Origin of the sequence: Enterobacter sp. HG048 (assembly GCF_024702055.1) — a bacterium.
Taxonomy (GTDB): Bacteria; Pseudomonadota; Gammaproteobacteria; order Enterobacterales; family Enterobacteriaceae; genus Enterobacter; species Enterobacter dykesii.
The window spans coordinates 122,257-133,923 of record NZ_JANLIZ010000010.1; the positions used below are offsets into that span (position 1 = coordinate 122,257).

Genomic DNA, 11,667 nt, shown 5'->3' on the forward strand with positions numbered 1-11,667 from the left:
TGAACTCACTTTAATGATGAATATAAATTAATTATATTCTTAACCATCAACTCTTTAGTAAACATAGTATCAAATCTGGCTTTCGCGCCTTTACTATATGTCTCACTGCTTTGAATAACAGAAACAATTCCTTTAGCAAGTGCTTTAGCATCATTCGGCTCAACAACGATGCCAGTCTCGTTATGCTGATTAACCCAGGCCACACCACTTCGTGGAATATTTGTCGACACAAGCGGTCTGGAGAAACTCATAGCTTCTAACTGAACCACACCAAAAGCTTCAGATTCATGAATAGATGGCAGACAAAAAACGTCACATGCTTTATAATAAGAAGCCAAATCCGAATAATTGATACTACCAAGAAGAATTACTTTATCTGACAATCCATCATTAGCAATTTTTTGCATTAATGAATCAATCAATGGGCCAGTACCGCCAATAAGAACAATGTAATCTTCAGGAAGTTCCTTCGCAGCATCAATCAGGTATTCCATACCCTTATAGTAAACAAGGCGCCCCAAAGAAAAAATTATCTTTTTATTTTGATAACGTTGCTTGATACTTTTTTCAAGATCCTCATTCAGTGGCATAACATGGGTATCAACCCCAATTGGAATACAAACAATTTTATCCTGATAAGGCTGTAAAGTTGGAGAAGACTGCCCATACACAGGGCTAGTGACGATAATTTTGGTACACTTATCTAAAATCCATTTTTGTAGCGGAGCAAAAAGCATCAATAATTTTTTTTGCTTAACAATATCGCTGTGCCAATGGAGAACTATCTTCCCTTTGGGCGGGAATAAAAAGAGTGCCAAAACAGCCAGTGGATTTGGAAGATGGACATGGATAACATCATAATTATTTCTTATCGCTCTCCATCGGGATATTAAGGAAAATGATAACGGTGTTGAAAAAAGCTGTGCAAACAATTTCTGACGGTAAACTTTATAACGGAGTTTGTCGTCATTTTTTCTTTCTCCAATTGGATCAACACAGAGTACATCAACAGGTTGGTCATCACTTTTTGCGATACCTTCACTTATATCGAATGCTACCTGTTCGATTCCACCATGTACTGGAGGGTAAAATTTGCTAAACTGTAAAACCTTCATTCAAATATTCCTTTGAGAGATCACATCCATAAGTTTCGATGCAACATCACGTACGTCAAATTTTTCTAACCTATGATATCCATTGCGAATCAATACAGGACTGAGCTCATCATAATTTTCAATCAATTCACGCAACTTAGAACTAAAATCTAATGAGTCCTCTGGATTAAAATAATATGCCGCATCGCCACAAACTTCAGGGATACTTGCGCGGTCAGAAGCCATTACAGGACAACCGCGTTGCATTGCTTCCAGAGGAGGAAGTCCGAAACCTTCATATAGTGACGGATAGACAAAAATAGAAGCATCTCTGTATTTTAACTCTAAATCGTCATCTGATAGATATCCACAGAAGACAATGTTCTCATGCTGTGAAAACGTCACTTTTGAGAAAGCTGTCCCTAACCCTCCCACCACGATGAGTTTATAATCTTCGATTTTTGAATTCAAAAAAGCATTAATAACAAACTCGATATTTTTTCTCGGCTCTAAGGTACCAACCAATAAAATCTCTTTATGCTTAACCGCTTCGCTTGCAATATGATTCTTGAGGTTAATAGATGTATCTACGGAGTTTGGCAATACAGTGATCTTATCTGGATCAACCGCCAAATATTTCTCTATCTCTGATTTTGAAAAGTCACTAACCGTAAAGATACCTCTCGCAATTTTCGACTGAATGGCATAGTTAACCTTGTATACAGCACGGTATAAGAAACGGAACCACTTTGGATATGCATACAATGACATATCATGGATAGTAAAGTAACAGTTCTTGTAAAACGCAGGTGATAACCCAGTGAAGCAGAGCAGTAACGGGTTACCGATGCTTCTTAGATAACGAGGTAATTCGATTTGTTCCCAGAAGTGACCGTTACGACTTCCTATTTGAAGGATATTAAATTCCTTCCTCCATTTCTCATCAATGAGGTCAGTTTTCGGTGTCAAAAAACAGATATCAGGAACGTGTTTAACGAGTTCCCGACATAGCACCAATGCATATTGCTGTACACCAGTTTTACGTTGAGTCAAAAATCTCGCATTAATATAGATCATTTATTACTCGGCATTCTGTAGATGTAACACTGAAACATAAAGAAGGAATAAAAAAGAATAAATCTAAAAGGTAATGTAAAGAGCATCGAAGCAACAATATACATTAGAATGATAAAGTGGTTCTTATTTGCTTTAAGTCTGGCTGACAACAAACATATACCCAGGACAAATATGAGCAAGCCCGGCAGGCCGAAACTTAAAATAATAAAACTTAAGACATCTTTTGGTGCAAAACTTTCATAGGCACTGGGATCCGACGAAGATAAATAAGATCTCATCTCATTACAGTTTACGTCCAATCCAGAAAGAGCCTGACAATAGTCATGTATAAAAGGTGATAGCGTGCTCTTGAAACCATATACTCCACTGCCAAGTGGATAATCACTAAGATGCCATATGCTGACAATAGGGAAACCCAGACGAGTTACATACGTCATCGTTGCAGAATTTGACAAATTAGCTGCAATGAGTGCAAAAAGGTCATAATAGATGAATGCAAGACTGACAAAAAGAACAATAAAAGATAACGGAATGAGTTGATATGTATAGTTATAAAAACCCTTCACCTTGAAAAAATAGACTAGCCCAAGGAGCACTGGGATTATCAGGAATGAAAATTTAGCACCTGAAATATAGGTGGTAATGGCAAACATACACGCAAGAATTAGTCTGTACTTTTGATTAGACAACATCACCATCAAGAACATTAGACCATAAAAATAGCCATTTAAACTTGGCTCTGCAAAAGTGCCTGCAAAGCGAAAGTTTTCATCATATAACCAAGCCCCACCTAATACTTTAACATGAAAACCAAACTTCGCCATGATGTAAAGTATCAGCGCCACACCAAGAAATAAACTTGATATCTTGACACTAAAACTATATATATCAAAGTTACTTTCAAGTTCTTTAGCATAACTAAATATAACAAACCATAAGAGCATATTTAGTAAAAGTGCGAAGGTTTTATCATATTCAGCACCATGATAGAATGCACCAAGCGCAGCACCTAAGAGAAGGATAAAGGCAAAAAAGAATATCTTTGCAAGGTTAAGACTGCGAATCCTGAAAAGTAGGAGCAATACGATTACAAGGATGATCTTCAGGCCAAAATCAGCAATACTTGAAAGACCTTTCATCAAACCAATCTGAGAAAAGTCAACACCACTAAAAAGCGAATTAATTAATAACAGCCCAACAAGTGATTTGACAATAAAAGTTGTAGATAAATTATAGTTATTGACAAGTGTGCTACTGGAAATTTCGCTCACCTTAACCTCTTAGTCATTTATTTTTTAACATTAGCCCGTCGATAATACCCCTGACAAAAGCCTTATAAACCTTATATGGCGTTTTGCGACAAAGTGGATAAACCAACCGGGTTACAATGGTAAATAAAACGCTAACAATATAATAAGGAGCTTCAATATTTTTTCTGGCAAAAAATATACGGTTCCTTGTCAAATAATATGCACCAAATAGACTTAACCCCCCCCCAGTAGAAGTACTAACCTTATGAAACACTAGAGGTTCATTAATAATTCTAACTCGGGTGCCAGCTATGTTTGCACGATAGAGAAAATCAGTATCATCGTAATAAGCAAAGTAACGAGCATCCATCATACCTATAGTGGCAAACATCGAAGCATGTACAAGTAAAAAACATGTTGGTGCATAATCGCACTCTTCTGGAATATTAGCGTAAATATCATCGTAGTCGGCTCCCTCAAAAAGATGAGGGGCAATAGCTTTTTTCTTATTAAAAAATGCGCCTGCGTACCAGACTTTTTTTTCTGGATAACTGAATATTACAGGTGAAACAAGTTTGTATTGTCCCTCCTCAGCAACACTCATCATTTTGCTGAGGGTATCTTCCTGTTCAAAAAGTAAATCGTTATTAGTGAGTAATATATACTCACACCCATCCTTTAAAGCTTCTTCAATGCCTTGGTTGTTGGCCTGCGCAACCCCAACATTATTTCCGTCATTATTAATATAGGTATACTCTATGTCTTTCCTCAAGAGAATTTCTTGCGTTAAGTTAAAAGAATCCTGATTTGTACTGTTATCCACAATATAAAGATGCTTGTTATGATATTTTTGTTTTTCAACACTCGAATAAAAGTCAGGCAGCACACCTGGAGAATTGAACAAAACAGTAACGAGTCCAACTTTTTTCACACTTTCACCTAAGCAATATTAGTATTGATTTAACAGATTCTTGATGCTTTTTACTTGTTTTATTATGAAGACAGTAAATACAACAATAAAAGCTATCTGGATGCCATAAATAACACAATGGATAGTTACCGACTGAGTCATCACCAGACTGACCAGGCAGATGGCTATCATCACAGGTATTACCAGAAACGAGACAAATATCAGTTTTGATTTACACTCAGCTTCAGCCCGATACTTGCATGCGTAAACCGCCATGATTAATACGCCTGAAATAAACGTCGAATAGGCAATTCCAATCGCGCCATAGATACGAACAAAGAAAATCGACAACGCAAAGTTTAATAGTCCTTCGAGCACCGGCAGCCAGGCGATTGATAATTGTTTGCCGTAGGCGACTAACATAAGTCCGTAGGGCGCTGCAATCATTCGGATAAGATAAGCTGCAAGCAGCAAAGAAAACATTACGTGCAGGTTCTTCGCTTGCTGATAGCCCAACCAGACACCGAGTATATGAACAGCGGCAAACCAGGCAATAAAGACACCGATAAAGACAATCATCGAGAAAATGAAGATAAGTTTGTTAACCAAAAGTTCAACATGCTGGTTATTCCCGTGATTGTGCATCCTTATCATAGGTTGAATTATAGGATTAATCATGGCTCCCAAAATTCCCACCCCAGCATTAACAAGCGTCATTAATACGGCAAAACCAGCTAGTTCCTGAAATGAGTATTTACCGACGGTAAAGGTGCCTATACCGGAAATTAAGAACTGGGCTATATTCCATACTAAGAGCCCGCTGAAAAAGACAACTATTGTTCGAAATAAATTTATATCCAATGATAACTTTGTTCTTTGAGATGTATTTTTTAATTTATATAAAATATAAAATGCAATCTGATTAAAACTGTTTATTGCAAAATAAACCCATGCAATAACATCGAGACCATGGTGAACAAGCAACAGAATCAACGTGCCCAGAATCACTTTAAAAAATATATTTATGCCAGCGGTAATATCATTGCGTTCTATACCAGTAAAATAACCAACAAAGGGTGAAAAAACGTTATTAATGACAAATGAACTGCCAATTAATATAAGAATTAGTTTAGCATTAGCGTTGGTTTCTGAAACTTCAGGGAAAAATGAGAAAAAGAATTTTGCTAAAATAAATATTCCGCCCAAACATACCATGCTGAGCAGTAACGAAAAAAGCAATGACTGATGCATTGCCTTTTGAACTTTCTGTGGGTTACTTAAATGAAGGGCGACAAAACGCCCTACCGTAACCTGAAGACCAATTCCAAAAATGCCGATCAAAACCCCGACCTGAAGAGTAAGGGACCAAATCGAAAAATCTACCTTTGAAAGATTGTGTAGTAAAACTGGAGAGATAACTATTCCAAGTATTACATTTGAGAAGCCATTTATTATATTAGATAAAGAGTTTTTAAGTAACCGCTTAAAACCACTCATATTTATCTCGCCAGTTCTTCTTTATAACTAGCTATCATAATTTTCAAATCATCAAGCACATGTTGTGGTTTATAATCCGGAATTTCAGTAGATAACTTATTTATGCTTGTTACGGGGAACTCTTCACGAGGAAAATGACCGTCATGCCAGTTAACTTTACAAGCCGTCTCTTTTTCAATGACATCAGCGATTTGCTTAGCTGTGACGTTAAATCCAGATGCGACATTGTATATTTCTTTATTGGTGTTTTGGTTTTCAGCCAACCACACACATGCTTTAGCGACATCATTGACCGAAACATAGTCCTTAGCATATTCAGGTGCAACAAACATGTTGATTTCACCATTATTAATGGCATGACGAATAATGGACGGCAGGAATAATGTACTATTAAGCGCTAAACCATAGACATTGCTAGGTCGAACTACAGTAACATCACGTTCGCTCTTAAGGCACAATTCTTCTGCTACCAGTTTGGTCAGATTAAACAGCTTCCTGTTATCATCCGCAGTTACTACCAGATCGTCAGTTTCATTCGCGCTATGATGGTTCATATAAACTCGAGTTGAGGATATATATACCAGCTTTTCAAACTGTGCATCCTGCAGTAACTTTGCCAACAAAACCGTATTTGCTTCCAGCACAGAAAAATAGCTTTTAGCACAATCACCATTACCAGCACAATAAATGACTTTGCCCAACTCACCATTGAGAGAATTGCAGCTGTTACGATCAGGAACAACGACATCATGCCCTTGCTCTTTAAGCAATGTAACGATATGTGAACCAATAAAACCGTTACCCCCAATAACTGTATACTTAGCCATTTGTCCAGCCTTTAAGAATCTGTTCTTTGATACTTGCAAGTGAAGGTAAAATACAATCTTTAGCAGAAACTACAGGATTAGAAACTGGCCATTCTATACCCAGATCTGGATCGTTCCAGATAAGACCACCTTCATCAGTTGGATCATAATAATCTGTGCATTTGTACTGGAAACTAGCAGTATCACTTAATACACAGAAACCATGAGCGAAACCAGGAGGAATATAAAACTGAAGAAAATTATCTTCGGATAGAATGACTGAATGATGCTGACCAAATGTTGGTGATTCTGGGCGGAGATCAACGGCCACATCAAAAACAGAACCCTGGGTTACTGAGACTAACTTACCCTGAGGCTTTGTTTTCTGAAAATGAAGCCCGCGCAGAACATTTTTCGTCGATTTAGAACGATTATCCTGAACAAAGTCCAGACCAAATCCTAATTCCTGGTAACGTTTTTTCTGATATACTTCGAAGAAATAGCCACGTTCGTCACCAAAAACTTTAGGTTCAATAATTACAGCATCTTTTAAGGGCGTTTCAATAATTTTCATACTTTTTAGTACTTTATGTTAGATTTTCAGTCTTTAGCTAAATGCTGCAAATATTTGCCATAGTCATTTTTATTGAGTTCTTTGGCTAATTTTGCTAACTGTTTCTTATCAATGAAACCTTTGCGATAAGCAATCTCTTCCGGGCAAGAAACTTTGAGACCTTGACGTGATTCGATCGTCTGAATAAAGTTACCTGCCTCAATTAGACTCTCATGCGTTCCTGTATCAAGCCAGGCATATCCACGTCCCATAATAGCAACTGAGAGCGAATTTTTTTCCAGGTAGAGGCGGTTAATATCAGTGATCTCTAATTCACCACGCGCTGACGGTTTCAGCTGTTTAGCCATCTCAATGACGGCATTATCATAAAAATAGAGACCAGTCACAGCGTAATTACTTTTTGGCTTCAGTGGTTTCTCTTCTAAAGAAAGCGCTTTGCCATTCTCATCGAAATCTACCACACCATAACGTTCAGGGTCTTTCACATGATAGGCAAAGACTGTAGCTCCTTTTTCCTGATTCATTGCCATTTCAAGTTCTTTTGGCAAATCGTGACCATAGAAAACATTGTCTCCAAGGACTAAAGCACAAGAATCGTTACCGATAAACTCTTCACCAATGATAAATGCCTGAGCAAGACCATCAGGACTTTCCTGGACTTTATATTCAATGTTCAGTCCCCATTTTTTACCGTTACCCAGTAATTGCTCAAAGCGCGGGGTATCCTGAGGTGTGCTGATGATGAGAATATCCCGAATACCCGCAAGCATCAGCGTGCTTAACGGATAATAAATCATCGGCTTATCATAGATTGGCAGCAGCTGTTTACTAACCGCCATCGTCACAGGGTAAAGGCGAGTACCTGAACCACCGGCTAAAATAATTCCTTTTCTTTTTGACATGTTCAATGCTTCTTATGACGGGGTTGAAAAGATTAGCGTTGCTCGTAATTTTTATTGATCCAGTCCTGATAGGCACCACTCATAATATTTTGGACCCAATCCTGGTTATCAAGATACCAATGAATCGTTTTCTTAATACCAGATTCAAAGGTCTCTTGAGGTTTCCAGCCGAGTTCCAGAGTGATTTTACTGGCATCGATAGCATAGCGTCGATCGTGGCCTGGGCGATCGGCAACATAAGTGATTTGTTCGCTATATGAGGTATTCTTCGGCTTTATTTCGTCAAGAATATTGCAGATGGTCTGTACTACTTCAATATTCTTTTTCTCATTATAACCGCCGATATTGTAGGTTTCACCTACGATACCTTCCGTGATAACGGTATAGAGTGCACGGGCATGATCCTCAACGTACAACCAGTCGCGGATCTGATCACCTTTGCCATAAATAGGCAACGGTTTACCTTGTAATGCATTGAGAATTACCAACGGGATTAACTTTTCTGGGAAATGGTAAGGTCCATAATTGTTTGAACAGTTAGTCACAATAGTTGGGAAATTATAAGTCCGATGCCACGCGCGTACTAAATGATCGCTTGATGCTTTAGAGGCAGAGTACGGGCTGCTTGGAGCATAGGCGGTATGCTCAGTAAACAATGGAAGACTTTTGTTATTATCCCATTCATCAGGATGAGGTAGGTCCCCATACACTTCATCGGTTGAAATATGATGGAAACGAAATCCCTGTTTCTTTTCACCTTCCAGGTTTTGCCAGTATTTTCTGGCTGCTTCAAGCAAGACGTAGGTTCCAACAATATTCGTTTCAATAAACGCAGCCGGACCGGTGATTGAACGGTCAACGTGACTTTCTGCTGCCAGATGCATTACTGCATCAGGTTTATGAGTTGAAAAAATTGCGTCTAATACCTGTGCATCGCAAATATCAGCATGAACGAAAGCATAACGATCGCTGTTTTCAATGTCTTTTAAAGATTGAAGGTTACCTGCATAGGTTAACTTATCAACATTTACCACAGAATCAGTTGTTGAATTAATTATATAACGCGCTAATGCCGAACCGATGAATCCGGCAGCACCAGTAACTAATATTTTCATTTTTTATCTCAAATAAGTAAAAATGGATTGCATTAAGAAACACTGATCCATTCATTTCGTTCGAAACAGTATTTTTTGATAACTTTTGCAGGTACACCGGCACAAACAGAATAATCGGGGATATCTTTCGTAACTACAGAATTTGCTGCGATCACACTATTTTTACCAATGCAAGCACCTATGATGGAGACATTTTCCCCTATCCAAGCACCCTCTTTAATAACCACATCCCCTTTGAATATTACAGGTTGTTGGCTTACTGGAATATGAATATTTTTGTATTCATGAAGATTATCTGATATATATACCTTATCGGCGATAAGAACATTTTTTTCGATAATTACACGGCGCACACTTACGATATGTAAAAAGCGACCAATATAAACGTTATCACCTATATTCAGAATCGGATTATGGTTATCAATTTTTAATGCCAATGCCCACAACCCCGGTTGGATTACCACTCTATCTCCAACCTCTATATATCTTACCCCTTGCAATATATCAGGTTTAAAAATACCGCTTTTAATTCCGAATTTTTTAAATGAAATACGAAAAATTAATGAAGAAAAAAGAGTGGCTATTTTACGCCTGACCTTGAACATCAATTCGTACATTATAATCCCTTTTTAAAATTTGAGGAAAATTCTACAAGGGTATCTACATCAAACTCCCACCAGGAACATTTTATGTTATGTCTGTCCCTAATAAATTTCGCAGGAACACCACCTACAATAGTATAAGGTTGTACATCTTTGGTAACAACCGACCCAGCCCCAATGACGGCTCCATCGCCAATAGTCACACCATCCATTACGATGGCATTAACGCCAATCCAAACATCATTGCCTATGATGATTTTCTCGGATTCAGTAATAGACTCAATTATTTTTTTACTAACTCTATGATTTTTCAATTTATAAGGGAAGCATGTATTTTCAGAGTAAAATATTGGATGTGTAGAAAATAAATCAACTGGATGTTTTCCAAGACCTATTTTGACACCTTCTGCAATCGAACAAAATTTACCGATCTGACAATTGTTGACAGAGGCGGTACCTGCAAAATACGTATAATCACCAACTATAGAATTAGTTATATTTGCACGACGAAATAACACAGTGTAACGACCGAATTGTGTAGACCGATTTTTTCTTTTATAAAAATATGATAACAATTTTATTTTCATTCTCGATAAAGCTTGCTTCATATAGTGACCTACACTGTTTAATATCAATTTAGTTTGAAAAATCAACGCTACCGCCCCTGGCTCAACAGCTACCAGTTCACTGAAACAATGGGCAAATTGTTCAAAATCTATCTTTCTTACACATTGAGTATGAAAGATTTAATCTGATATTGTGGTCCTAATTGCACATCAAAACAAGAAAAAAACCACAGTTTAACTTAATGGCGTTTCTTAGCATCAGTACGTGACCCGCTGATTTTTAAATAAAAAACGGCAGAGAGCGATGAGAATGTATCATTTGCTCTTCTGCCGCTATTGTGTTTGTCTAATAACCAAACAGCTACTCAGCTAACAGTTGCTCGATTTTCTTACGGAACTTCGCCCCTTCCTTCAGGTTACGCAGCCCATAGTTCACGAACGCCTGCATATACCCCATTTTCTTACCGCAGTCATAGCTGTCGCCGGTCATCAGCATAGCGTCCACGGACTGCTTCTTCGCCAGTTCGGCAATCGCGTCGGTCAGCTGAATACGATCCCAGGCGCCTGGCTCGGTTTTTTCCAGCTCGGCCCAGATATCGGCGTTCAGAACGTAACGACCCACAGCCATCAGGTCGGAGTCCAGCGTCTGTGGCTGATCCGGTTTTTCGATGAACTCAACGATGCGGCTCACCTGCCCTTCCGTCTCCAGCGGTTCTTTAGTCTGGATCACAGAGTACTCGGAGAGATCGCCCTTCATGCGTTTCGCCAGCACCTGGCTACGGCCGGTTTCATTGAAACGCGCCACCATTGCCGCCAGGTTGTAACGCAGTGGATCGGCAGAAGCGGTATCGATGATAATGTCCGGAAGAACAACAATAAATGGGTTATCACCCACAACCGGACGGGCACACAGGATAGAGTGGCCCAGCCCCAGCGGCTGCGCCTGACGCACGTTCATGATGGTCACGCCCGGCGGACAAATAGACTGCACTTCCGCCAGCAGCTGGCGCTTAACGCGCTGCTCAAGCAGCGCTTCGAGTTCGTAAGAGGTGTCGAAGTGGTTTTCTACCGCATTCTTGGAGGAGTGCGTAACCAGGACGATTTCTTTGATCCCTGCAGCAACAATCTCGTCGACAATGTACTGAATCATTGGCTTGTCGACGATCGGCAGCATCTCTTTAGGAATGGCTTTTGTGGCTGGCAGCATATGCATGCCCAGGCCTGCTACCGGAATGACTGCTTTCAAATTAATCATTATTTCTTCCACCTTAAAA

General features: G+C 38.9%; 12 protein-coding genes. All 12 read right to left on the reverse strand.

Going from position 1 to position 11,667, the window contains the following annotated elements:
- Window positions 1–5: 5 nt before the first annotated feature.
- Window positions 6–1,115 (reverse strand): glycosyltransferase, encoded by a 1,110-nt coding sequence (locus NUX24_RS13520; RefSeq protein WP_257832147.1) that lies wholly within the window; start codon window positions 1,113–1,115, stop codon window positions 6–8.
- Window positions 1,116–2,171, reverse strand: a complete 1,056-nt coding sequence (locus tag NUX24_RS13525) for a glycosyltransferase family 1 protein (RefSeq protein ID WP_257832149.1) — start codon at window positions 2,169–2,171, stop codon at window positions 1,116–1,118.
- Window positions 2,168–3,442 (reverse strand): oligosaccharide repeat unit polymerase, encoded by a 1,275-nt coding sequence (locus tag NUX24_RS13530; protein ID WP_257832151.1) that lies wholly within the window; start codon window positions 3,440–3,442, stop codon window positions 2,168–2,170. Before NUX24_RS13530 ends, NUX24_RS13525 begins: the two co-directional genes overlap by 4 nt.
- A gap of 13 nt (window positions 3,443–3,455) precedes the next feature.
- Window positions 3,456–4,352, reverse strand: a complete 897-nt coding sequence (locus NUX24_RS13535) for a glycosyltransferase family 2 protein (protein ID WP_126331307.1) — start codon at window positions 4,350–4,352, stop codon at window positions 3,456–3,458.
- Between the two features lie 18 nt (window positions 4,353–4,370).
- On the reverse strand, window positions 4,371–5,828 hold the full coding sequence (locus tag NUX24_RS13540) for an oligosaccharide flippase family protein (protein WP_257832153.1): 1,458 nt from the start codon (window positions 5,826–5,828) through the stop codon (window positions 4,371–4,373).
- 2 nt (window positions 5,829–5,830) lie between these two features.
- On the reverse strand, window positions 5,831–6,655 hold the full coding sequence (locus NUX24_RS13545) for an NAD(P)-dependent oxidoreductase (RefSeq protein ID WP_126331311.1): 825 nt from the start codon (window positions 6,653–6,655) through the stop codon (window positions 5,831–5,833).
- Window positions 6,648–7,208, reverse strand: a complete 561-nt coding sequence (gene rfbC, locus NUX24_RS13550; RefSeq protein ID WP_039262638.1) for a dTDP-4-dehydrorhamnose 3,5-epimerase — start codon at window positions 7,206–7,208, stop codon at window positions 6,648–6,650. The genes NUX24_RS13545 and rfbC overlap by 8 nt, the downstream gene beginning before the upstream one ends.
- A 26-nt stretch (window positions 7,209–7,234) precedes the next feature.
- Entirely contained in the window at window positions 7,235–8,110 is an 876-nt protein-coding gene (rfbA, locus tag NUX24_RS13555; RefSeq protein ID WP_257832157.1) for a glucose-1-phosphate thymidylyltransferase RfbA, read from the reverse strand.
- 32 nt (window positions 8,111–8,142) lie between these two features.
- Window positions 8,143–9,225 (reverse strand): dTDP-glucose 4,6-dehydratase, encoded by a 1,083-nt coding sequence (gene rfbB, locus NUX24_RS13560; RefSeq protein WP_039262640.1) that lies wholly within the window; start codon window positions 9,223–9,225, stop codon window positions 8,143–8,145.
- A 32-nt stretch (window positions 9,226–9,257) separates the two neighbouring features.
- The gene (locus tag NUX24_RS13565) at window positions 9,258–9,842 is read right to left on the reverse strand and encodes a DapH/DapD/GlmU-related protein (protein WP_039262641.1); all 585 of its coding nucleotides are present in this window, start codon (window positions 9,840–9,842) and stop codon (window positions 9,258–9,260) included.
- A complete protein-coding gene (locus NUX24_RS13570; protein WP_257832160.1) occupies window positions 9,842–10,435 on the reverse strand; it encodes a CatB-related O-acetyltransferase in 594 nt (197 codons plus the stop codon). The genes NUX24_RS13565 and NUX24_RS13570 overlap by 1 nt, the downstream gene beginning before the upstream one ends.
- A 319-nt stretch (window positions 10,436–10,754) precedes the next feature.
- Window positions 10,755–11,648 (reverse strand): GalU regulator GalF, encoded by an 894-nt coding sequence (gene galF, locus NUX24_RS13575; protein ID WP_023312389.1) that lies wholly within the window; start codon window positions 11,646–11,648, stop codon window positions 10,755–10,757.
- Window positions 11,649–11,667 lie beyond the last annotated feature (19 nt).